This window comes from Syntrophales bacterium (genome assembly GCA_035363115.1).
GTDB lineage: Bacteria > Desulfobacterota > Syntrophia > Syntrophales > PHBD01 > PHBD01.
Genome location: DAOSEM010000004.1, coordinates 151,830 through 175,914 on the forward strand (window position 1 = coordinate 151,830; position 24,085 = coordinate 175,914).

At 62.6% G+C, this 24,085-nt stretch carries 19 protein-coding genes; 11 read left to right on the plus strand and 8 right to left on the minus strand.

All coding sequences use genetic code 11. The features are described from left to right. Window positions 1–51 precede the first annotated feature (51 nt). Window positions 52–1,242, plus strand: coding sequence for a thiolase family protein (locus tag PLO63_10450; GenBank protein ID HOI74557.1), 1,191 nt, complete (start codon window positions 52–54; stop codon window positions 1,240–1,242). A 306-nt stretch (window positions 1,243–1,548) separates the two neighbouring features. Continuing rightward, window positions 1,549–5,427 carry a PAS domain S-box protein gene (locus tag PLO63_10455; protein HOI74558.1) on the plus strand — a complete coding sequence of 1,293 codons (3,879 nt, stop codon included), beginning with the start codon at window positions 1,549–1,551 and terminating at the stop codon, window positions 5,425–5,427. 46 nt (window positions 5,428–5,473) lie between these two features. On the opposite strand, the gene PLO63_10460 is transcribed toward PLO63_10455, so the two are convergent. The 4 genes from PLO63_10460 to PLO63_10475 form a co-directional block, all read right to left on the minus strand. Further along, the gene (locus PLO63_10460; protein ID HOI74559.1) at window positions 5,474–6,202 is read right to left on the minus strand and encodes a GDYXXLXY domain-containing protein; all 729 of its coding nucleotides are present in this window, start codon (window positions 6,200–6,202) and stop codon (window positions 5,474–5,476) included. Beyond that, window positions 6,199–7,416, minus strand: a complete 1,218-nt coding sequence (locus PLO63_10465; GenBank protein ID HOI74560.1) for a DUF2157 domain-containing protein — start codon at window positions 7,414–7,416, stop codon at window positions 6,199–6,201. Before PLO63_10465 ends, PLO63_10460 begins: the two co-directional genes overlap by 4 nt. Window positions 7,417–7,472: 56 nt before the next feature. Then, entirely contained in the window at window positions 7,473–8,936 is a 1,464-nt protein-coding gene (locus PLO63_10470; protein HOI74561.1) for a hypothetical protein, read from the minus strand. A gap of 109 nt (window positions 8,937–9,045) precedes the next feature. Continuing rightward, a complete protein-coding gene (locus PLO63_10475; GenBank protein ID HOI74562.1) occupies window positions 9,046–9,840 on the minus strand; it encodes a ThiF family adenylyltransferase in 795 nt (264 codons plus the stop codon). A gap of 792 nt (window positions 9,841–10,632) precedes the next feature. Here PLO63_10475 and PLO63_10480 point away from each other — a divergent pair. The 8 genes from PLO63_10480 to PLO63_10515 all read left to right on the plus strand — a co-directional run bounded on the left by PLO63_10480 (window position 10,633) and on the right by PLO63_10515 (window position 19,835). Continuing rightward, a complete protein-coding gene (locus PLO63_10480) occupies window positions 10,633–11,088 on the plus strand; it encodes a MaoC/PaaZ C-terminal domain-containing protein (GenBank protein ID HOI74563.1) in 456 nt (151 codons plus the stop codon). 203 nt (window positions 11,089–11,291) lie between these two features. Beyond that, window positions 11,292–12,857, plus strand: coding sequence for an AMP-binding protein (locus PLO63_10485; GenBank protein ID HOI74564.1), 1,566 nt, complete (start codon window positions 11,292–11,294; stop codon window positions 12,855–12,857). 30 nt (window positions 12,858–12,887) lie between these two features. Continuing rightward, window positions 12,888–14,618: an AMP-binding protein gene (locus PLO63_10490; protein ID HOI74565.1), complete on the plus strand. Its 1,731-nt coding sequence runs from the start codon at window positions 12,888–12,890 to the stop codon at window positions 14,616–14,618. A gap of 136 nt (window positions 14,619–14,754) precedes the next feature. Then, window positions 14,755–15,525: an enoyl-CoA hydratase/isomerase family protein gene (locus tag PLO63_10495; protein HOI74566.1), complete on the plus strand. Its 771-nt coding sequence runs from the start codon at window positions 14,755–14,757 to the stop codon at window positions 15,523–15,525. Between the two features lie 3 nt (window positions 15,526–15,528). Further along, window positions 15,529–16,725 carry an acyl-CoA dehydrogenase family protein gene (locus tag PLO63_10500; GenBank protein HOI74567.1) on the plus strand — a complete coding sequence of 399 codons (1,197 nt, stop codon included), beginning with the start codon at window positions 15,529–15,531 and terminating at the stop codon, window positions 16,723–16,725. Window positions 16,726–16,783: 58 nt separating this feature from the next. Continuing rightward, window positions 16,784–17,920 (plus strand): acyl-CoA dehydrogenase family protein, encoded by a 1,137-nt coding sequence (locus PLO63_10505; protein ID HOI74568.1) that lies wholly within the window; start codon window positions 16,784–16,786, stop codon window positions 17,918–17,920. A 4-nt stretch (window positions 17,921–17,924) separates the two neighbouring features. Continuing rightward, window positions 17,925–18,698 (plus strand): flavodoxin family protein, encoded by a 774-nt coding sequence (locus PLO63_10510; protein HOI74569.1) that lies wholly within the window; start codon window positions 17,925–17,927, stop codon window positions 18,696–18,698. Window positions 18,699–18,701: 3 nt separating this feature from the next. Further along, a complete protein-coding gene (locus tag PLO63_10515) occupies window positions 18,702–19,835 on the plus strand; it encodes an acyl-CoA dehydrogenase family protein (GenBank protein ID HOI74570.1) in 1,134 nt (377 codons plus the stop codon). Between the two features lie 24 nt (window positions 19,836–19,859). On the opposite strand, the gene PLO63_10520 is transcribed toward PLO63_10515, so the two are convergent. From PLO63_10520 to PLO63_10535, 4 genes are all read right to left on the minus strand, one after another. Then, entirely contained in the window at window positions 19,860–20,333 is a 474-nt protein-coding gene (locus PLO63_10520; protein HOI74571.1) for a C-GCAxxG-C-C family protein, read from the minus strand. Between the two features lie 34 nt (window positions 20,334–20,367). Continuing rightward, window positions 20,368–20,655 (minus strand): DUF1330 domain-containing protein, encoded by a 288-nt coding sequence (locus tag PLO63_10525; protein HOI74572.1) that lies wholly within the window; start codon window positions 20,653–20,655, stop codon window positions 20,368–20,370. Window positions 20,656–20,752: 97 nt separating this feature from the next. Then, on the minus strand, window positions 20,753–22,354 hold the full coding sequence (locus PLO63_10530; GenBank protein ID HOI74573.1) for a PAS domain-containing protein: 1,602 nt from the start codon (window positions 22,352–22,354) through the stop codon (window positions 20,753–20,755). Between the two features lie 123 nt (window positions 22,355–22,477). After that, window positions 22,478–23,209: a DUF4197 domain-containing protein gene (locus PLO63_10535; protein ID HOI74574.1), complete on the minus strand. Its 732-nt coding sequence runs from the start codon at window positions 23,207–23,209 to the stop codon at window positions 22,478–22,480. A gap of 112 nt (window positions 23,210–23,321) precedes the next feature. On the opposite strand from PLO63_10535, the gene PLO63_10540 reads away from it, so the two are divergent. After that, window positions 23,322–24,068, plus strand: coding sequence for a TerC family protein (locus PLO63_10540; GenBank protein HOI74575.1), 747 nt, complete (start codon window positions 23,322–23,324; stop codon window positions 24,066–24,068). Window positions 24,069–24,085 lie beyond the last annotated feature (17 nt).

Below are 24,085 nucleotides of genomic sequence, written 5' to 3' on the forward strand. Positions count from 1 at the left end.
GGGGCGCGGCTCGAGGGAGCCGCCTCCCGCCGCTTATGAAGGAGGAATATCATGGGTGAAGCAGTTATCGTGGAAGCCGTCCGGAGCGCCGGCGGGCGTTCGAGAAGGGGTGGCCTCGCGGGGACGAGGGCCGACGAGTTCGGCATCCAGGTCATCAAGGGCCTCATGGCCCGCGTTCCATCCCTGGACCCGGCCGACGTGGACGACGTGATCGTGGGCTGCGCCTTCCCCGAGGGGGAGCAGGGCATGCAGATGGGAAAGATCCTGGCTGTCGGCGCCGGGCTCCCCGAGCCGGTCTGCGGCATGACCATCAACCGCTTCTGCTCCTCGGGACTCCAGTCCATCGCCGACGCGACATCGAGGATCAACAACGGCTGGGCCGAGGTCATCATTGCCGGGGGGTGTGAGTCCATGTCCCACATCCCCATGGGCGGGGGCGTGCTCCGGCCCAACTTCGACTGGCCCGCCGACCTTCCCTGGGTCTACATCTCCATGGGGTTGACGGCGGAGAATGTGGCCGAGCGCTACAAGGTCTCCCGGGAAGACATGGACGCCTTCGGCATGGAGAGCAACCGCCGGGCCTACGAGGCGATCAAGGCGGGAAAATTCAAAGGCGAAATCATCCCGATCCAGGCCTACCGCTACAAGGTCACGAAGGACGGGGAGCGGGTCCGTGAGACCTTCGTCTTCGACACCGACGACGGCGTCCGGTGGCCCGTCAGCCTGGCCGACATGGCCAAGCTGAAGTCCCCCTTCAAGAACGGCGGGACGGTCACGGCGGCCAACTCGTCCCAGACGACCGACGGCGCGGCCTTCGCCCTGGTCATGACGGCGGAGAAGGCCAAGGCCATCGGCGTGAAGCCCCTGGCGAAACTCTCCAATTTCGCCGTCGCCGGCTGCCCGCCCGAAGAGATGGGCATCGGCCCGGCCGTGGCGATCCCCAAGGTCCTGAAGCAGGCGGGGCTGAAGGCGAAGGACATCGACGTCTTCGAGATCAACGAGGCCTTCGCCTCCCAGGCCCTTTACAGCATCCGGGTGGTGGGGATCGAGGACCGGCTCAAGGCGGGCGACATCAATCCCAACGGCGGGGCCATCGCCCTGGGTCATCCCCTCGGGGCCTCCGGGGCGAAGCTGACGGCCCAGCTCCTGGCAGAGATGAAGCGCCGCGGCTCCAGGCGGGGCATCGTTTCCATGTGCATCGGCGGCGGGATGGGGGCCGCGGGCATCTTCGAGATGCTCTGAACGGATCGCTGAAATGCCCCCTGCGGGTCAAGAGGCCATGCTCCTTCGGGACATGGCCTTTTTTTTGCAAATTATTATTTCGGATGCGTTCGCTCCAAGGGAGCTGATGCCGTGCGATGCCCTGCTGATCCCGGTCGGGACGGGATGGACCTGCAGCGGGGACGCCTGCAGGTGTCCCCGCGGAGTCAAGAATCCGCTTGGAGCGTCAAAGTTTTGATCCGTCTTCCCGCGGTCGAAACGATGCCGGCGCCGTGCCGGGGCGGAAGCGGATGAACCGGCATTACATGGTTTTTCAGAGGTCTGCTCATGGGATCCGACGACAGGACGAGAGAACAGCTTCTCCAGGAACTCAAGGATAAGGAGTGCCGCCTCGCCGGGCTGGAGAAGAAGCTGTCCGAACAGGACGCACACAGGGAGCATGCGTGCATTTACCGGAGGGCTCTCGACAGGGCTGACGATCTCACGGTGATCATCCAGGACGGCAAGTATGTCTACGTCAACGACCGACACCTGGATCTTTTTGGGAGAAGCCGGCAGGATCTCATCGGCGCGCCCTTGGGCGAATTCATCCACCAGGAGGACCGCCCCCGGGTGAGGGAGTACCAGCGGCTCCGGCAGGAAGGGAAGGCCGTACCCTCCATTTATGAAGTCCGCCTGACCCTGCCCGACGGATCCGTGATGGACGGCGAGGTGTCCGCCATGGACATCGAGTATGAGGGGAGGAGCGCCTCCCTGGCCTTTGTGCGGGACATCACGGAGCGGAAACGGATCGAGGCTGCTCTCCGTGAAAGCAGGGATCAGTTCAACCGGATGATGGACAGCGTGTCGGACATCATCATGGTCCTGGACGCCCAGGGGAACGTACTGTTCGAATCGCCCTCGACGGCCCGGATCCTCGGCTATCCGCCCGGCCATTTCATCGGCGGCAGCCCCTTTCCGCTGATCCATGAGGAAGACCTGGAGACGGTCTTCAACGATTTTGGCGAGGTGATCCGCAGCGAGAACACCGGGGTGCCCACGGAGTTCCGGATCCGGAAGGCCGACGGATCCTGGATCTGGCTGGCCGCCGTCGGCAGCAATCTCAGCGAGGCGCCGGGCGTGCAGGGCATGGTGATCACGGCCCGGGACGTGACGGAAAAGCGGCAGATGGAGGACAAACTGAGGCAGAGCGAGGCCCGCTTCCGGGACCTGGCGGATCTCTTGCCCCAGGTGATCTTCGAGATGAACCAGGAGGGCGTCTTCACTTACATGAACCGTTTCGGGCTCTCCCTGTTCGGCTACACCGACAAGGACTTCGCCTCGGGGATCCATTTCCTGAAGATCATCTCGCCGGCGGATCACGCCCGGGTCTCCGAAAACATCGCCCGGGCGCTGAAAGGCGAACTGAACCAGACGCGATCGGAGTACACGGCCGTCCGGAAGAGCGGGGAGGAGTTCCCCCTGTTCGTATCTTCCTCATTCATCCAGGAGGAAGGGGTCATCCGGGGCCTCCGGGGCGTCGCCGTCGACTTCAGCGAGGTCCGTCAATCGCAGCGACTGCTGAAGGAGAGCGAGGAGCGATGGCAGTTCGCCATCGAGGGGGCGGGCGACGGGATCTGGGACTGGAACGTCCAGACGGGAACGGTCCTCTACTCCGGGCAGTGGAAGGCCATGCTGGGCTACGGGGAAGACGAGATCGGGGATTCGCTGGACGAGTGGGAGCGGCTGCTCCATCCGGACGACCGGGCCCGGGCCCACGGGGAGCTGGAGCGGCACTTCCGGAGCGAGACGCCGGTTTACACCTGCGAGCAGCGCCTTCTCTGCAAGGACGGTTCCTACAAGTGGATCCTGGATCGGGGCCGGGTCATGACCTGGACCCCAGACGGCAAACCGCTCCGGGCAATCGGCACCCACACGGACATCGACAGCCGCAAGCGGATGGACGAGGCCCTGCAGGAGTCGGAGAGCAAGTTCCGGGATCTAGCCGAGAAGTCCATCGTCGGCATCTATCTCATCCAGGATGATGTCTTCCAGTATGTCAATTCGGAGTTTCTCCGCATCTTCGGCTATGAAACGGATGAGATCACGGGCCGGGTGGGGATCCACGACGTCATCCATCCCGAAGATTTTTTGCTGGTTAGCGAGATGCTGGCAAAGAGGATGTCCGGGGAAATCAAATCCCTGCGCTATGACTTCCGGATCTGTACGAAAAGCGGAGAGGTCAGGCATGCCGAGGTCTACAGTTCCCGAACCATATACAAGGGAAGGCCGGCCGTTATCGGGACGCTGCTGGACATCACGGAGCGGAAGAACGCCGAGCAGATGCTGAAAGACAGCGAGGAAAAGTTTCGGATCCTCTTCGAATCGGCCAACGACGCCATCGTTCTCTGGGACGAGGAGCATTTCATCGACTGTAACCAGAAGGCATTGGAGATGTTCGACATCGAGTCGAAGGAGCGGGTTCAGGGGCAACCGTTCTCCATTGCTTCCCCCGCATACCAGCCGGACGGCCGGCTGTCCGAGGATGTTGCAAGAGAGCGGATCAGGGCCGCCCAGGAGGGAACCCCCCAGTTCTATGAATGGCAGCACGTCCGCAGCGACGGTTCCATTCTGGAAGCGGAAATCAACCTGCATGCCGTCGACCTCCAGGGAAGAAAGCTGGTTCAAGCCATTGTCCGCGACGTGACGGAGCGCAAGCGCAACGAGGAGGTGCTTCAGCGCCTGAGCCTTGCCCTCGAGCAGGCCGCGGAGGAGATCATCATCACGGATCCCGAGGGAATGATCGAGTACGTCAACCCGGCCTTCGAGAAGATCACAGGTTACTCGAGGCACGAGGCAATTGGCGGGACCCCGCGGCTCGTCAAGAGCGGCGTCCACGACAGGGCCTTCTACGAGAGGCTCTGGAGCACCATCAAGCGGGGGGAGATCTGGACGGGTCGGATCACGAACCGGCACAAGAAGGGGATGCTCATCCAGGAAGACGCGACCATCAGCCCCATTGTCAGCTCGTCGGAGCGCATCACCGGCTTCATCTCCCTCAAGCGGGACATCACCGAGGAGGTCAAGCTGGAGACCAAGCTTCGCCAGGCCCAGAAAATGGAGGCCATCGGCACGCTGGCCGGCGGAATCGCCCACGATTTCAACAACATTCTCGGGGCCATGATGGGATACACGGAGCTGGCCAGGCTGAAGGCCGCCGACCCGCAGATCCACTCCTACCTGGACCAGGTCCTGAAGGCCTGCAACCGCTCCCGGGACCTGGTCAACCAGATCCTCACCTTCAGCCGCCAGCGGGAGCAGGAGAAAAAGCCCGTTGCGGTGATTCCCGTCGTGAAGGAGGCCATGAAGCTGATGCGGTCCTCCTGCCCCTCCACGGTCGAGATCAAGCAGAACTACAGCCTCGACAGGGACATCGTCCTCGCGGATCCCACGCAGGTCCACCAGGTGGTCATCAACCTCTGCACCAATGCGATCTACGCGATGCGAGACAGGGAAGGGATCCTGGAGGTGAGCCTCGGCCGGAAGGACATGACGGTCTACGATCCGTTCTTCGACTCGGATCTGAGGGAAGGGCCGCACCTGGTGCTGACGGTCAGAGACACGGGCCAGGGTATCGACCCTGCCGTGAAGAACCGGATTTTCGATCCCTTCTTCACGACCAAGGTCCCGGGAGAGGGAACCGGGCTCGGGCTGTCCGTGGTATACGGCATCGTGAAGGATCACGGGGGCGCCATCGCCGTGGAGAGCGAGACCGGGAAAGGGACCGTCTTCACGGTGACCCTGCCGCTGGTCGAGGCCGACGAGGCGGGCGACAGGGGGGAAGCGAGTCCCCTTCCCCAGGGGAAGGGACGCATTCTCCTGGTCGATGACGAGGAGCCCCTGGCCGCCCTGGGCCAGGAAATGCTCACCTCCCTCGGATACGACGTCTCAGTGAGGCTGAGCAGCCTGGACGCCCTGGAGGCGTTCCGTACGAACCCGGCCCGCTTCGACCTGGTGATCACGGACATGACCATGCCGAACATGACCGGCGACCACCTGGCCCGGGAGATGCTGAAGATCCGTCCCGATATCCCGATCATCCTGACCACCGGGTTCAGCGAGCGGATCAGCGAGGAGGAGGCGAAGAGAATGGGGATCCGGGTCTTCGTCATGAAGCCCGCATCCCTCCAGGCCCTGGCCCGGGCCGTCCAGACGGCGCTGCAATAGGGCAGGGGCTCGCCCGGCCTGGACAGGAGGGTCCTCCGTCCCGTGTTCAGGGAATCCGTCGGCCGTCGAGGAACAGGCCCGTGATCAGACCCCGGCCGTCTTCCCGGAGGGCCACCTCCACCCGGAGGTCCCGGGCGTTCCTTGCCTGCTCGACGGTCCTTCCCTTTCCTTCCTCTACGAAATAGTGCTCGATGCCGTATTCGACGGCCGCCTGGCGGAAGGGGATTCTCTTCACGGACGTCACCGTCCCGGCCAGGGCCTCCCCCGCGCGGCACCGGGCATCTTCCTTCTCCCGGATCGTCGTCTGGACGCGGCCGCTTCGATCCAGGCAGAAGATCACCCGATCCCCCTCGCGGAATGAAAACCAGCGCGGCTCGAAGGTGCGCTCGCCGGAGTGGTCCGTCCGGACCGTGACCTCGTAGCGGACAGCCCGCTCGTTCACGCGGGTCACCCGCCCCCGGAGGAACTTTCCTCCCGGCGGAGCCGTCGGGCTTGCGGACGCCATGCGATACGTCCCGTCGTCACCCTTCTGAAGAACCGTCCAGATCCGGTCGTTGCGTCGGACGATCCCGCGGATTCCCGCCCGGTCGAGGTCGATGGTCGACCCGTCGTAGCTGAGGGTCACGTAATCGCCCCGGAAGAGGTCCCGCGGATCGACCGGGGCCGACTGGAGGAGGATGCGCTCCCCCGTGGCCACCCGGTATTCCCGGAAGCCGATGATTCCGACCAGGATCAGGACCTGTAGGAGGATCACGACGGCGAATTTCAGCCTCATGGCAGATCCTCCCCGACCTGGAACGATTCCAGGACGGAGCGCCGCTTCCGCTCCAGGAACACCCCGCCCGCCAGGAGAATGCATCCGCCGGCAATGAAGAAGAGCGATCTCGGCAGGAGCTTCCAGAAGAAGTCCACGTAACGCGCCGCCACGTCCAGGACGAAAAAGAAGAGGCCGATGTTGATGTACAGGGGCCGCCGGCGGATGTAGCCGAGGCAGATCAGGCCGATGATGCCCGCGGCGAGGAGCAGGTTGAACAGCAGCCGCGGCGACAGGAAGATCGGACCGGCCGGCAGTTCCGGGGCCGTTGCCGCCAGGAGACAGAGACCGGCCGTCAGCGTGGCGAGCGCCGCCAGTTCGGCCCTCCAGCCGGCATCCTGTTCGCCTTTCCGGGCGGCCATGAACGCCGCCCCGGCGAACAGGACCAGGATCCCCAGGTAAAACGGCAGCAGGTCCGGCGTTCCCAGGCTCTCCCCGCGCGTGTCGAAGGTGAGGAGAAATGCCCCCCCGTAGGTCATCAGGATCCCCGCCAGGATATACGGGAAGGAGAGCGTGCGGAACGAGGCCGTCCCTCCGTGGGCCAGGCCGACCGCCCAGACCGCCATGCCGGCCGTCCAGTAGAGGACGATGATCGGGACGTGTTGAAAAAGATCCGAAACGTGGAAGCTCGCCTCCATGCCCAGCCACAGGGAGAGCGCCAGGAGGGAGAGCAGGAGGACGCTCCGGAAGCGCAGCAGGTACGCCAGGGGCAGGATGCCCAGCCCCCACAGGAGCGGGCCGTTGGGGTAATGCACGGTGATGTTGTAGATCTGGGCAATCAGGAAGATCCCCGCTCCGAAGAGGATGGAGCCGAGCAGGATCAGCGAGGCCCCCACCCGGGGATAGCTCTTCTTTTCGTGCCGGAGCCAGTAGCCGGTTCCGTGGCTGGCCAGGAGCGAGACGAAGATGATGCCGAGCTTGGCAAAGCGGGGGATCTCCGACCAGTTGGCGGCGATGAAGAGAAGCACCCCGATCCCCACGAGAATGGAGCCGAGGATGGAAATCGTCTGGATCATCCGGCCGGAGCCGGCCTTTCGCTCGATTTCCTCGATGTGCCGGTAGCGCTCCAGGATCCGCTCCTGCTGCTCCTCCGACAGCAGGCCGTCGGCCCGCCACCGCTCCATTTCCCGCTGGAGCTTCCGCCGGAACGAATCGTCGATGGAATCCTGCGTCATGGTCCCTTCCACTGTGTATGGCTGTTTGCCGATGTCTCGCCGTTCATTTTACCCTTTCATGAACATCCGGTACATTCGCCCAGGACCCAGGGAATTTCACCCATCTCCTGCGTCCGGTTCCGGTCGATGCCCAGGTCGTCCAGCAGCGGCGCCAGGGGGGCGGGCTCCCGGTAATAGCCCAATTCCTGCAGCTCCTGCAGTGCCTCCTCACGGGAAACAAGCCCGAAATAAACGCCCGCACTGACTTCGACCACGGACTGGGGGAACAGGGTGGTTCTTGCGGCATGAAAGCGTTTGAACTGGCAATAGTCCTTCACCTTTTCAATCCGGCAACTGGTGTGCAAAAGCCCTTTTTGTCCCGGCGGCATCTGCCAGTCCATTTCCCTCCTGATAACCTCGACAACGTCACTCCACGAGCCATAGGTGACGTTGGTCTGCAGCCTGCGCAACGTGGGAATGGGCATGTCCGGATCGTTCTCCGCCCGGGCCAGGATGCTTTCCAGGGGAGCGAAAACGGGGGGAATACGCATTTTGACGGTAGCCATCAATCGCAGGATTTCGGCATTCAGGGAATAAGGCTGCAGGGTCTCCGCGGTTTTCGTGATCGTCCGCAAAAAGTTCAACGTGTTGGCACGATGATCGGGGGTTTGCTCTTTCCGGGGTTGTCCCGACTTGATTTCGCTCATCACATAGTTCATGACCGACAGCTGCACCTCTTCAACCCCGTGCATGATCAGGGGAATGTTTTCCTGCGCCGCCAGAGGGTAAAAAAGCGCATGCGCCGCCATCGGACAGAGGCAGGGAAGACCGGTGTGCTCGAACTGGCTGCGCATGGCCTGGCGGACCATGTTCCAGGGCAGGGTGCGCTCCACGAATTCCACGTCTGGAAGCAGGCGCATGGCCCGGCGGGCATTCTCCCGGCACGTTTCATTGGTGTAGGGCATGTTCCATGAGGCGACAAGCGTCCGGAGACCGAGCTTTTTTGCCAGGTACCACAGCAGGAATGTCGAGTCCTTTCCCCCCGTATACAAGACCATGACGTCAAAGCGGGAACCGGTGTTTTGAGATGCAATCCGAAGGAGATCCTCGTCTGTGGTTCCCTCCTGTGCCAGGGAGTCCGCTCCGGACTCTTTTGCCCGCTCATAGCACTGGCAAAAGGCGCACAGGCCGTTCTCATCGAATTCCAGTCCGGGCAGAAGAAAGTCGTTGTTGACGCAGCGCACGCACTGACGATGGCTGTCCCTGGTGGAAGGCAGGCGGACTTCCGCCGCCTCCACGATGACCCCTTCCGCAACCAGCCGGGCGTAGATTTCATGGTGCTTGAGGTCCGACGGCAGATCGGCGCCGGCGGTTCCGCCGTTCAGCAGTGATATGCGCTCGGCCAGTTCGCGCGGCAGGGGGATGATGTTTCGTGTATGGTTAGGCGGGTTGCGAAGGCCGTAATAGACCAGCCGCGCTCCGTCGCCGGTCTCCCGGAGATGCCAGCGGTATTGGAGGGACGGGTATTTCAGTTCGCTCATGTGCTTCTCCTTGATCGTTTTTCTTTTTTTTCAGCGGACCGTCGTTTCGGTCATCTTCCGGCCATGCGATCGGTTTCTGGTCCGATTGTCCGCAAGTCTGCTGGTCGTTTCAATCCGCCGTGACATCCACTACTTCCATGGCCGCCCGGAAAAGATCGATCACGGCAAACCTGGGTGCGAAGACAATATCGCGGTTCACAAGACCGGTCCCGCGAAGGAGATAGGCCAGCACTTCCGATGCAAGCAGAACCCCTGACAGGGCGCCGCCGATGCTTGTCGTGGCGAGCTTGCCTGTTTGAGCAACACGGTCGATCCGTTCCATGGCGGTGCGCTCGAACCGGTCGGAAACGAAAGAGGGAAAAATCCCTTTCCCGTCGGACTTCTTCATCAGGAGCGCCCAGAATTCATCGGGCATCATGCCCCGGGGATGGTGGGCGACCAGCAGGGCACCGAACCCGACGGCGCCTGCGGTAAACAGCGGAAGGTCGAACCGCCTGAGAAACTCCGGGGTCATGGCCTTCACGTCTGCTCCCTTTTCGAGATCGATCACACCCGCATAGACATCGCTGCCATCAAGAAACCGCTCCATATTGCCCGCCAGGATTCCCTCCGGAAACAGCTCCAGTTCGACATCCGGGTTGATCTCGCGGGCAAGCCGTTCGTAGACTTCGATCTTCGCCCTGCCCATGGTCGATGCGAAGGCGGCCGCCTGGCGATTCATGTCGGGAGGATCGAAAACGCCGTTTTCCGCAAGCCGGAAACGTTTCACGCCGCAGCGAACGAGATTCAGAAAGGCGCCGCCGCCGACTCCGCCAAGGCCCGCAAAGGCGATCAGCGGGGTGGAAAGCGCTTCCATCCCTTCTTTCCCCAGGATTGGAAGCGTGCGATCAAGAAAACTCTGCATGGATTTGCTCCTTTTTCATTCGCCGTCAGTGCATCCGCCCATGCATGGCAAGGGATGATCAGGAATTGCAATCCTTTGTAAATGTTGTATGAATTTTGTCAATGACGAATTTATCCTGACGTCCACCCCAGGATGATTCTCATCCGAACCGTGGTCCGGTTTCAGCCACCTCATAATCCTTAATAATATTATCTTGAACAGCATGTTCACTGACCGGCCGGGGAGTAGGGATGCCATGGCCGTGATTGAAAATCATCCATCCGCCGGTTTCGGAACCCCTGTCCGGAAGGGGGGAACTCTCCGTTCCGGGCATCCTATGTATTCGCATTGATGCAGGAATTCCATATTTCGGAAGAAGAGGGATCCATCAGCCTCCCGAAGGTGGCACGAATCTGGCTGAATACTCCCCAAGTTCTCTTGATCGATCCCTCGGGACCTTGATTCGAACAGCCGGCGCGGCCGGAAAAGGGCGTTTCGAATCGATCCGGGGAGATGATTGCCTTTGTGCGTTTGATGTCCGCATCACTCCGGGCGGGATTCCCACGGTTCCGGACGGACGCATACCCTTCTGTGCCCATAACGACGCGGCAGCGTCTCCTTCATATCCATCCATGATGGCCGCTTCATGTCCGGGACCCGGCCTGCGGGGCATCCCTGCGGAGCGGATCGACGATTCGAGCGATCCCGCTTCACCCGGGTATTCCTGCTCGGAGCGGAGCAAAGGGCCGGAATGAATGATGGAGCGGAGGGAGGGCGCCGGAAAAACCAATCCATAGAGCGGGAGGGAGCGGAATGAACAAGGATTGTTTCGAGGACTACACGGTAGGAGAGTGCCTGGTCAGCCCGGGCCGGACCATTACGGAGACGGACATTGTCTTCTTCTCGGCCTTCACCGGGGACTGGCATCCCATCCACACCGACGTGGAGTACGCGAAGAAGTCGTTTTTCGGGGAGCGCATCGCCCACGGGATGCTGGGGCTGGTCGTGGGGTCGGCCCTCATGTTCCGACTGGGTCCCAACGTTCTCCTTCCAAAGAGTTTCATCGCCTTTTACGGGATGGACAAGATCCGCTTCACCGGCCCGATCAAGATCGGCGATACGATCCGTTGCGAAGCCGTGGTGACGGAGCTCAAAGCGAAGGACGAGAAGATGGGAGTCCTCCGGTACGAGGCGAGCATCATGAACCAGCGCGACGAGACGTGCATCGTCTTTCATCCCGGATTCCTGGTGGGCCGCCGGAGGGTGTAGCGGGCGGCCGGAAATCGCAATTGCCGGGCAGGCCGACGGCCGGAGACGCGGGACAACATGGATGGAGCGGCTCACAGGGGGCGCTTCGCGGGAGAAGTTTTCCAACCGAATCGAGGAGTATCGTCAACCGATCGGAATTACAGGAGTGCAAGGAGAAACAGGAAATGACGGGTTAAACGCAACACAAGAAAAGGAGGGGAGCTATGGACGAGCGGATTGTGCAGAACATGATGCGGCGTGTGGCGTACGGGGACTGCCTGAGACGGGCGGCGCTCCGGTATCCGAAGCGGGAAGCCGTCGTGGACGGCGCGAGGCGGGTATCCTTCACGGAACTGGACGGCATGGCCAACCGGTTCGCCAATGCCCTCAAGGGCAGGGGCTTCCGGAAGGGCACGAAAATCGCGTTCATCTCCCTCAACGCCCTGGAGCACTTCGTCGCGTTCTACGGGACCGCGAAGGCGGGCATGGTCTTTGTCCCCATCAACCCCCTCTTCAAGACGGACGAGCTTGCCTTTGCCCTGAACCACGCGGACTGCGAGGTCGTGATCTTCAACGGCATGCTCTACGGCGGCTTCAAGGACGCCTTTGCCCAGGCGGAAAAAGCCAAGCTCTTCATCGCGTTCAATCCTCCCCCGGGGGACTTCCTCACGTTCGACGCCTTCCTGGAGGAGGGATCGGACACGGAGCCGGAGACCTTCATCGAGGCCGACGATGACCTCCTGATCCTCTTCACCGGCGGGACCACCAGCTATCCCAAGGCGGCCGTCCTTTCCCACCTCAACCTGTTCGTCTGCACGAACGGGATCCTCATCGACATCCCCTTCACCCACCGGGACAAGCTGTTCATGGTGATGCCGCTGTTCCACGTGGGGGCGTTCATCATCACGAGCCTCGTCAACTTCGTCGGCGGGGCGGTGCACGTCTACATGCTCCCCGACCTGAAGCAGGTGCTCGTGAACGTGGAGAAGGAGAAGATCACGTGCACCCTCCTCATCTCGCCCCTGTGGAGGCAGCTGATCGACCACCCCGACTTCGAAAAGCACGACCTCTCGTCGCTCCGTCTCTGCGTCTACTTCACGGCGGTCATGCCGGAGGACCTCCTGAAGCAGGTGATGGAGAAGGTCTGCCCCAATCTCTGCCTGTGCTTCGGCCAGACGGAGATGTCCCCGTCCACGACCTGCTTCAAGCCGGAGGACCAGCTCCGCAAGATGAAGTCTCTGGGGAACTCGACGGTGAACGTCGAGATCGCCATCATGGACGAGGCCGGGAATCTCCTGCCCACCGGCGAGGCGGGGGAGATCGTCTACCGCAGCCCCCAGGTCATGAAAGGGTACTACAAGCAGGAGGAGGAGAGCAGGCAGGTCTTCGCCCACGGCTGGTTCCACAGCGGCGACGTGGGGTATCTCGACGAGGAGAACTACCTCTATTTCCTGGACCGCAAAAAGGACATGATCAAGACGGGCGGCGAGAACGTAGCCTCTCTCGATGTGGAGAAGACGATCTACCTGGATCCGCGGGTCCAGGAGGTGCACGTCATCGGCCTGCCCCACGAGCGCTGGATGGAAGCGATCACCGCCTTCGTCATCCTCAAGCCGGGACAGACGGCGGAGGAGAAGGAGATCATCGCCCTGTGCAAGGAGAAGATGGTGGGGTTCAAGGTGCCCAAGCGGGTCGTCTTCGTGCCGGACCTGCCGCGGTCGGCCGTGGGGAAGGCCCTGAAGCGGAAGATCCGGGAGCAGTATCTCGATCTTTACCAGGGGGAACGATGAACCGCTGACACCGTTGCGACAGGAGGAGCCATGCCGAAAAATTTCTCCAGGTGGCCCAGGGGCGTTTCGAAGACGCTGGCGTATCCCGATGTGCCCCTGTTTCAGATCGTCCGTTCCTCCGCCAGGCTCTGGCCGGAGCGCAATGCGATCGTCTTTGCCGGGTTGGAGCTGACCTTCCGGGAGCTCGACCAGCTCTCCGACCGGTTCGCCGCGGCGCTGTTCGAACTGGGGGTGCGAAAGGGCGACCGGGTCGCCATCCACCTGCCCAACTGTCCCCAGTTCGCCATCGCCTATTACGGGCTCCTCAAGGCGGGGGCCGTCTTCGTTCCCATCAGCCCGCTCCTCGCGGAGAAGGAGTTCGTCTTCCAGCTCAAGGATTCCGGAGCCGGGATCTACATCGGCCTGGACCTGCTTTACGGGATGCCCCAAAAGGCCCTGCCGGAGACGCCGGTCCGGCACGTCATCCTGGTGAGCCTGGCGGACTGCTACGCCCCGCTGGCAGCACCCGCCAAGATGCTTCGGAAAAGTCCGTTCCCGGAGCCGGCCATCGACTTTTCCGAGCTTTTGTCGAAGTCGCCTCCCGAGGCGCCGGAAATCCAGTTCTCCCCGGGAGAGGACCTGGCACACATCTCCTACACGGGAGGCACCACGGGAACGCCAAAGGGGGTCATGGTGACGCATTTCAATGGCATCGCGGCCTCCTGCCAGCTCTGCTACTGGTTCCTGGGCGGAGACGTGGATTTCCGGGACGGCGTCTTTGGGGTGAAGCGATCCGACGGCGACCGGGAGGAGGATCACGTCATCCGGCGGGGCCGGGAAATGAGCCTGGTGATACCGCCCTGGTTCCACGCCATGGGGGCCTTCGCCTTCCTGAACATGCAGCTAATGGCCGGCTGCACGCTGATCGTCCAGCCCCGGTTCGATGCGGCGGATTTCCTGAACGCCATCCCGAAGTACGGGATCTCCATCTTCGGCGGCGCCCCGCAGATCTTTTACCCGCTGGTGGAGCACCCGTTCTTCCCGGAAACCGACATGTCCGGCGTCCGGCTCATCGCTTCGGGGGCCGCGCCCATCTCCCACGAACTGCTCCGGACGCTCACCGAGACCATGGAGTGCGTCATCTGCGAGGCCTATGGCATGACGGAGGTGACCGTCGGTTGCGCTTTCACCCCGGCGGAGAAGGGGGCCCTGCGCATCGGCTCGGTCGGACTCCCCATCCAGGACACGGAGATCCGGGTCGTGGACCCGGCGGACGCCTCGAAAGAGATGCCCGCGGGCAAGATCGGGGAGATCTGCGTGAAAGGTCCCCAGGTCATGAAGGGGTACTGGAACCAGCCGGAGGAGACGAACCTGGTCCTGGACGGGGAGGGATGGCTCCTGACGGGGGACATCGGCCGGTTCGACGAAGACGGGTATCTGTATATCGTCGACCGGAAGAAGGACATGCTCATCTACAAGGGCTACAATATCTATCCGCGCGACTTGGAAGAGGTTTTGAACCGACATCCCGCCGTCGTGCAGTCCGCCGTGGTCGGCAAGCGGGACGACCGGTACGGGGAGCTGCCCGTGGCGTTCGTGCAGATCGCATCCGGGAGCCCCGTCACGGCGGACGAACTGATGGAGTTCGCCAACGCCCAACTGGCAAAATACAAGAAAGTGAGATGGGTTGAAATCGTGGAGCAACTTCCGGCGAGCGCCGCCGGGAAGATCCTGCGGCGCGAGCTCAGGGACCGGGCCCAGGTCCTCGCCGTGACGGTCTGAGGGGCGGGCCGGCGGGATCACCGGGGCGCATTCGGAAGGAGCGGGATGTAAGCGGAAGATTGCCGGTCGGATCACGGGAGGTATCGTCCTGTAGCACCGTTGACACAACATCATGCACCGACGGAAGGAGGCTGCGATGACGGAGAAGACGGTTCTCATGAGCAGGCAGGGGGACATCTGCACCATCACGATCAACAGGCCCTCGGTCAGGAACGCCTGGACCCGCGAATTTGCGGGGGAGTTGGCGGAGGCCTTCCGGCTGGCCGGGAAGGAGAAGAGCAACCGGGTGATTGTCCTGGAGGGGGCGGGACGGGACTTCTCCTCCGGGGCGGACATCGCCCTCTTCAAGGCGGAGTATCCCCCCCCGGTCTGGCTGGACGGGATGAGGGACTTGAAGGAGCTGATCCTGGTCATGCGGCGGATCCCGCAGCCGGTGATCGCCAAGGTCCGGGGGGTGGCCATCGGCGGCGGCATCAACCTGGCCCTGGCGGCGGATTTCGTCGTAGCCGCCGAGACGGCCCGGTTCTGTGAGAACTTCTCGAACATCGGGATCGTCGTCGACGCGGGAGGGAACTATTTTCTGCCGCGCCTCGTGGGGCTCGTCAAGGCCCGGGAGCTGGCCATGCTCGGAGACGTCATCGACGGGAAAACGGCCGCCGCCATGGGCCTGATCCACAAGGCCGTTCCCGACGGGGAGCTCGACGCCGCCGTGGCGGCCCTGGCGGCCCGGCTGGCGGGGAAATCGCCGGAAGCCATGGCCCTGATCAAGGAGGCCCTGGACACGAGTTTCGAGATGTCGCTGCCGTTGACCCTGGAGTGGGAGGCGGCTCACCAGGCCGTCATGACGCAGACGGAGACGCTGAAGACGGCGGCCAGGCTGTTTCTTCAGTCCCGCGGGAAGGGATGAATCATGAATGTTTCGTTTTCCGAGGAGGAAATCCAGTTCCGCAATGATGTGGATGCCCTTGTCCGGCGGGAGCTCCCGCCGGACTGGGACGGGCGCGCCTTTTACTGGCCGGCGGCTTATGGCGCCATTGCGGTGTTCGAGGAGGAGCACCAGGCGTTCTGCCGCGCCTTTCTCCGCAAACTGGGGGAGCGGGGCTGGTTGAGCCTGGGGTGGCCCGGGGCCTACGGCGGCACGGGGTCGTGGATGAAGCAGGCCATCGCCGACGACGTCATCAGCTACTACCGGGCGCCCTCCAGCACCATCGCCTCCGTCATCGGCGGCCCCACGATCATCTTCGTCGGCTCGGAGGAGATGAAGCGGGAGTTCCTGCCTCCCATCGCCCGGGGGGAGATCAATTTCTGGCTGGGCTACAGCGAGCCCAACGCCGGATCGGACCTGGCCTCGCTGAAGACGACCGCCATCGCCGACGGGGACGATTTCATCATCAACGGCCAGAAGATCTGGAGCAGCGGCGCTCACGTCTCCGACTATGCGTGGCTCCTGGCCAGGACCGACTCCTCCGCAGGCGCGTACCGGGGATCGACGCTCTTCCTGGTGGACAACCGGCTGCCGGGCATCACCATCCGTCCCATCGAGAACATGGTCGGCTTTCATTCCTTCAACGAGGTCTTTTTCGACGATGTCCGCGTGCCGGGGCGCTTCGTGGTCGGCGGGGTCAACCGGGGGTTCTACAACGTCATGGTGGCCCTCCAGTTCGAGCGGCTCGTCGTGGGGATCGGCGCCTTCCGGCGGACGCTCGACGACCTGATCGGTCATATGAAGGAGAAGTATGCCCGGAAAAAGAAATGCGCATCGTATGTTGTGGCCAGAGACGCCCTGACGTCCGTGGCGATCGAAATCGAGGTCCTGTACGGCCTCTACTGGCAGAACGTCTGGATGATGGACCAGGGACGGGTGCCGGAGCTGGAGGCCTCGGCCATGAAGCTCTTCAGCACGGAGCTGAGCCGGAAGCTGGCCGGTGTAGCCGTGGACGTTCTCGGCCTGTCCGCGCAGCTGGACAGGGGCTCCCCGTATGCCCCCCTGCATGGCCGCGTCCCGGCGGGCTACCTGGATGCCGTGTCGGGACCCATCGGTGCGGGGACCTCGGAGATCCAGCGCGGCATCATCGCCACCCGCGGACTGGGGCTGCCCAGGGCCTGACGGCCCGCCCAGGGCAAAGAAAACGGCAATCATCAACCAACGAGAAGGAGAGAAGCCGATGTATTTCGACGAGACCCATGAGGCGTTCCGGGCGTCCGTCCGGAGATTCATAGACCGGGAGATCAATCCCCACATGGACGTCTGGGAAGAGGATGGCGTGCCGCTCCACGACCTGTTCGGGAAAATGGGGGAGCTGGGATTCCTGGGGATCCGCTACGATCCCCGCCACGGCGGGCAGGGCCTGGACTACTGGTACGAGACCGTGTTCATCGAGGAGCTCGGCCACGTCCACGGGTGGGGCGTTCCGACGGCGATCATGGTCCAGACGAACATGGCGACGCCGGCCATCGACATGTTCGGGAGCGAATCCCTGAAGGAGAGGTACCTGGCCCCGGCCATCGCCGGCAAGCTTGTGGCGGCCATCGCCGTCACGGAGCCCGGTGCGGGCTCCGACGTGGCTGCCCTGAAGACCCGGGCGGTCCGAGACGGCGACTCCTACGTCCTGAACGGGTCGAAGACGTTCATCACGAACGGATGCCAGGCCGACTTCCTGACCCTCCTCGCCCGGACCGCCGACGGGCCGGGGCACCACTGCTACGGCCTGTTCGTCGTTCCTACGGATCTGCCAGGCTTCGGTGTCAGCAAGCGCCTGGACAAGGTGGGCCTCCGGAGCAGCGACACGGCGGAGCTGTTCTTCGACAACCTCCGGATCCCGGTTCAGAACCTCATCGGGAAGGAAGGGGAGGGCTTCATCTACCAGATGATGCAGTTCCAGCACGAGCGCTTCACGGTTCTCCCCATGACGTACATTGCGTGCCGGGACATGATCGACATGACCGTCGCCTACATTCGGGAGAGGATCGTCTTCGGGAAGCCCCTGATCACCAAGCAGGTCCTCCGGCACCGCCTGGTGGAATGGCTGGCCGAGATCGAGAGCCTCCGCCACCTGACCTACCACATCGTCCGGATGAAACTGGCCGGGAAGGACGTTACAAAAGAGATCTCCATGGGAAAACTCCTGGCGGGTCCGCTTCTGAACAGGGTATCATCCGGCTGCCTGCAGATGTTCGGCGGGATGGGGTTCATGAACGAGACGCTGATTTCGCGCCATTTCCGGGATACCCGGGTCATGTCGATCGCCGGCGGGGCGGACGAGGTGATGAAGGACATCATCGCCCGCCAGGAGGGATTCTGAAACCATGACGAAGATCCTGGCTATCAACGGCAGCCCGCGGGCCAGGCGGGGAAACACCGACAAGATCCTGCAGCCGTTCCTGAATGGAGCCGCCGAAGCGGGCGCCACCACGGAGACCCTCTATCTGAAGGAGCTCCGGATTCAGGAATGCCAGGGCTGCTACGCCTGCCACATGGTCACGCCGGGCCGGTGCGTCCTGAAGGACGACATGGCGCGGGTGACGGAAAAGATGCTGGCGGCGGACGTACTCGTCTTCGCGTCCCCCCTGTACGTCTTTTCCGTCAGCGCCCTGCTCAAGGCGCTCCTGGACCGGATGATCGTGTTCGGCAGCCTCGACCTGGAAGTCAAGGACGGGGTCGTGGTCCATCCCCCGCGCTGGCCGGAGAAGAAATGGACCTGGGTGATCGTCTCCAACGCCGGCTTCCCGGAGCGGGAGCACTTCGCCCCCCTGGAGGACCTCTTCCGGAGATTCGCCCGGGCCATCGGCGGGGGAACCCAGGTGACCATCGGCGGGATGATTCTCAAGGGAATGGGCGAGATGTTCTCCGTTCCCGCCCTCCTTCCGAACTACGAATGGTTCTTCGATGCCTGCCGGCAGGCCGGGCGGGAGGTTGTCCGGGACGGCTCCATCGCGGAGGCGACACAGGAAATCCTGGACCGTCCGCTCGTGGAGATCAGCATGGAGGAGTTCGCCGCCATGAGCAACGCCTTTATCGAAATGGCCGTGAAGAAGGCCCGGAAACGGAAAAAGGAAGCGGCGCCGGAACGAGGAGGATGATCCATGGATTTTTCCCTGACGGAGGAACAGGCCCTTCTGCAGAAGACGGCTTGCGACTTTCTGGCGAAGTCGCTTTCCCGGGAAGCGGTGAAGCGGATGGAAGAGAGCGAGGCCGGGCATGATCTCGACCTGTGGAAGAAAATGGCCTCCCTCGGGTGGCTGGGACTTCCCTTTCCCGAGGAGTACGGCGGCAGCGGCGGCGGCCTCACCGACCTGACGGTTCTCCTGGAGGAGATGGGATACCGGGCCTGCCCGGGTCCGTACTTTTCCACCGTCGTCCTGGGCGGCCTGCCGGTCCTGGCCTTCGGCACCGAAGAGCAGAAGCGGGAGAGCCTGCCCGCCATCGCGGCGGGAGAGCGGATCATGACCTTTGCCCTGGCGGAGAAGGACGGTGGCTGGGATGCCGGCGGCATCCGCGTCCGCGCGGTTCCGTTCGGTGAGGCGTGGCGGATCAACGGGGCCAAGCGGCATGTCGCGGACGCCCATCTGGCCGACGGGTTCCTCTGTGCGGTCCGGACGGGGAAGCCGGCGAAATCCAGGGTCGGGATCACGGTTTTCCTGGTGGACGGAAGGACCCGCGGCATCCGGATCGGGGACATGAAAACGGCGACGGGGGACCGGCAGAGCGAGGTCCGGTTTTACCAGGTGCCGGCCCGGAGGGAGCAGATCGTCGGCGTCTTCGATGACGGCGCGGAGGTGGTCCGGGATACCCTCGACAAGGCGGCCGTGGCGAAGTGCGCCGAGATGATCGGCGGGGCGAGGGCCGTCCTGGACATGGCCCTGGCCTACGCCAGGGAGCGGGTCCAGTTCGGCCGGCCCATCGGCAGCTTCCAGGCGGTGCAGCATCACTTCGCCGACATGTGGACCGACATCCACGGGTCCCGGTACCTGTATCGGAAAGCGGCCCTCGAAATCGACGGCGGTGCCCCGGCGGCGCGGGTCGCCGCCATGGCCAAGGCGAGGACGGGCGAGACGTATCGCCGCGTCACGGCCTTGGGCCACCAGATCTTCGGCGCCATCGGCTTCACCATGGAGCACGAGATGCATCGCTACCACCGCCGCGCCCTGGGGGGCGACGTGACGTTCGGGGGCGGGGCGTTTCACCGGGACCGGGTGGCCGAATCGATGGGGCTGTAGGGTGACGAAGGCGGACGGTGCGACTCAGGTCCCGGCGGGCCCCCGAGCCGGATCCTCTTCTTTCATCCGCTCCAGGATCTCGATGACGCTGTGCACGCAGGGCCTGCAGATCCTGCCCATGGTGTCCTCGGCCTTGGCGTGCCGCCGTCCCTCCTCGGTCTTCAGATCGTAGCCCCGGAGAAGGTCGCGGCAGACACAGCTTCCGTGCCGTGCCGCGAAGCGTTCCATCAGCTCCACGGTCTTGAGATACGTGTGCTCCGTCGCCGGGCGGCCGTCCGCCGCGCCGCGGCCATGGCGCAGTCCCAGCACGAGGATGCCGCCGGTCACCGCGCCGCACACTTCCCCCGTCCTTCCCATTCCCGCACCGAGGCCGGTGGCGATCCTCAGCGCCAGGTCGTTATCCAGGCCCGTTTCGTCCCGAAAAGCGGACAGCACTGACTGCGCACAGTTGTATGTATCCTGGAGTCTGGTTGATGCCATTTCTTTTCGTGTGCTCATATTTATGTCACCTGATTCGTATTCATCGATTGATTCAACATCCCTCAACGGCGACCAGCAATCCCTTTGCCGCGCCTTCACGCAGTTTCTTTATCTGCTGATATTCTTTTGAGTGATACCATTCCTTCGCTTTCTGCACAGAAGGGAATTCGATGATCACGACCCTTCCCGCCGGATCGTCCCCTTCCAGCACGACGGTCTCGCCGCCCCGGGCGATATATTTCCCTCCATACCGGGCACTCACAATGGGCGTTTCCTTCAAGTATTCCCTGAATCTATCCCAATCCGTCACTTCTACCTGGACAACGACATATGCAGCCATTTGAAGACTCCTTCTTTTCTATTATTGAAACGATCAGCAATACCAACTCCTGTTGTGGTCGAGTACAGTTCCCGTCATGTCATGGTTACGATGGTTGTTAAGAAGGAAGCTGATATTCCTTCTCCCGGAAAAGCCGCAAGCAGGCATCGACCACGGCGTCGTCGTAAAGGGCTCCCCTGTTTTTCCCGATTTCCTCCAGTGCGGCCTCGATGCCCAGCGTCGGACGGTAGGGCCGATGGGAGGCCATCGATTCCACAACATCCGCCACGGCCAGAATCCGGGCCTCCAGGAGGATGTCTTCGCCCCTTAATCCGTTCGGATATCCGGAGCCGTCCATCCGCTCGTGATGCTGGAGAACGGTCCGGGCAATGGGCCAGGGGAACTCGACGTCCCTGAGAATTTCGTAACCGGCCTCGGGATGAACCTGGATCAGCTCGAATTCAACGAGAGACAGTTTCGATGGCTTGCTGAGTATCTCCGAGGGAATGGAGATCTTCCCGATATCGTGGATTACGCCGGCCACGCGGATTCCTTCGATTTGATCGCCCGGAAGCCCCATTTCACGGGCGATGGCCCGCGCCAGGTCGGACACTCTCCGCTGGTGGCCGGCCGTGTACGGATCTCTGGCCTCCACGACGGCGGTGATGGTCTGCACCGTCGCCGCCAGACCCTCTCTCAGTTTATCGATGATGACCTGCCGCTCCAGCTCCAGCCGCTTGCGCTCGGTGACGTCCCATACCGTTGAAACCGTCAGGCCTTCGCCGGGAAGGGGAATGTTCCGCGCGGTAATGTACGTGGTTTCGCTCCCTCTGCGGGTAATCGGGACATCGGGCCAGTACAGCCTTGCCGGATCTCCGCTGGCATAATCCTCGAGAACCCGCTTTTTCATTGTTTCCCTGAACTCCGGATCTTCATAAACGGCGTTCCAGAAGGCGTCTTCATTCGTGATGGCCTCCCTCGTGGTCCGGTAGTATTTGGGGAAGAGATCGTTCATATACCCGAACACGACGCGGGGATTGACGGAGTTCACGGCGACACCGATGGGCAGATTGTCCAGGACCGCCCGGATGAACCCCTCTCTTTCCCTCAACTTTTCTTCCGTCTGCTTCAGCTCGGTGATGTTTGTCCAGACCCCGATCGCCTCCCGGGGCGTTCCGCTTTCATCGCGGACAAGCCGGAGCTGATCCTGGATCCAGATCACCGTTCCGTCCTTGCGGAGGAAGCGATACTTGTGGTCCAAGGCGCCCGTTTCAAAGAGCGAGGACCAGACGTTGGCCCGAGCCTCTTCCCGGTCGTCGGGATGGAGGTGATCGTCCCACCAGCTCGGCTGCTGCAGCTCCTCCATGGTATATCCCAGGATCCCCACAATATTTTCACTCACCCAGATCGGCGAAGCCTGGTCGTTCTCGATTCGGAGGGCGTAGCTGATGACGGGACTGACGGACAGGTAGTGCTGCAGGCGCTCCATGAGCTCTTTTTGTGCGTCCTGAGCCCGCTCCAGCAGTTTCAGCCGACGGGACAAAACCACATAAAGCAGAGCGGCGCTGACGAGGACAAAACCCCAGCCCTTGTAGGTCTGCATCCACAGGCAGAGGTCGGGATCTTTCACCAGCCAGCGCAGCGCCTGGTCGGAAAGCAGGACCCACGCGCCGGCAATCAGAATATAAAGGCCGACGATCTCCAGGGTTGCTTTTCTCATCGCTTGCCTTTCCGTGAACGGTCCTGCACGGCATGGCACAGGCGGTTTCCCCGATTCAGGGCATTACAAGCGGGGCCTCCTGAGACGGGACCGACACCTGGTTTGCTACCCGGGCACCCGTAACTATTTCCCGAAGACCGTCTTCAGGATGTCCGTCACCCGGGCGGCGGGATCGGTCCGGATCTTCTTCTCCTCGCTTCCGATCATGAGGAAGAGGCCGTCCAGGGCCTTGCCGGTCACGTAGTGATCAAGGTCGATGGACTCCTTCGGCACCAGCGGCAGGGATTCAACGGGGGCCATCATGTCCTTGTAGGCCTTCGTCACGCCGACCCTGTTCATATTGGCGGCGACCGCGGGCTTGAACGCGGCGTAGAGTTTCTCCGATGTTCTGGCCCTGAAATAGTCCGTCGCGGCCGTGTCGCCTCCCTGGAGGATCTTCCGGGCATCTTCGAAGGACATGTCCCGGATGGCGTCCGCGAAGAGGTCCGCGGCTTTCGGGGCCGCCGCCTCGGCCGCCCGGTTCATGCTGAGTGTGAAACGGTCCACCTGCTTCCGGAAGCCCAGCCGGGAGGCCATGTCGGCGGCCGTCCGGACTTTTTCGGGGAGCAGGATCTTCACCAGCTCGTTGCCGAAATAACCATCCTGCTTCGACAGGGCGTTCACGGCGTTCTTCGTGCCGACGGCCAGGGCCTCTTTCAGGCCGGCGATGGTCGTCTTCTGGTCGGGACCGGCCAGGGACGCCGTTCCCTTTGCGTCGGGCAGCCTCTCCAGGATGTCATCGAGGATACCCGCCCCGGCCGGCGATGCCGCGCCCACCGCCCAGAGAAGAGCAAAAAACCACATGATCCTTTTCATCTCGCTGCCTCCTCCATCGGCCGGGCAATCCCGGGCCCGGACGAGCTTTATTTCCTTGTTTCCGGTGAACAAGCTGCCTTATGATTCCAGAAAAAAACAGGGGAGACAAGACATGTTTGCCTGGATGACCGGTATCGAGGGATGGATTGCCCTCGGAACGCTGGCGGCCCTGGAGATCGTCCTGGGCATCGACAACATCATTTTCATCTCCGTCCTCGTGGGACGGCTTCCCGCCGAAAAGCGGGACCTGGCCCGGAAGGTGGGACTCCTGTTGGCCATGCTGACGCGCCTGGTCCTGCTGTTCTCGATCGTCTGGGTTGCAGGCCTGACGCAGCCCTGGTTTTCCGCCTTCGGGATTGAGATCTCCGGACGCGACCTGATTCTGATCGGCGGTGGCCTGTTCCTGATGGCCAAGGCGACCCATGAAATCCACAACAGCCTGGAGGGCGTTCAGGAGACCGCTCACACACCCGTCAAAGCAAGCATGGCCGCCGTCCTGGCCCAGATCGCCGTCCTGGACGTCGTCTTCTCCCTGGATTCGGTCATCACCGCCGTCGGCCTGGCCCAGCACATCTCCATCATGGCCATCGCCATCGTCGTCGCCGTCGGGGTGATGCTGTTTGCCGCGGGGCCGATCAGCACGTTTGTCGACGCCCACCCGACCATCAAGATGCTGGCGCTGTCGTTTCTCATCCTCGTCGGCGTGACGCTGATCGTCGAAGGCTTCGACGTCCATGTTCCGAAGGGCTACATCTACTTTGCCATGGCGTTTTCCGTGACCGTGGAGATGCTCAATCTGCGGATGCGGAAAAAGCAGGAACGGAAGCCGGTCAAGCTCTACAAGCCGAGCCTGAACTGACGACCGCCGTGCGGGAT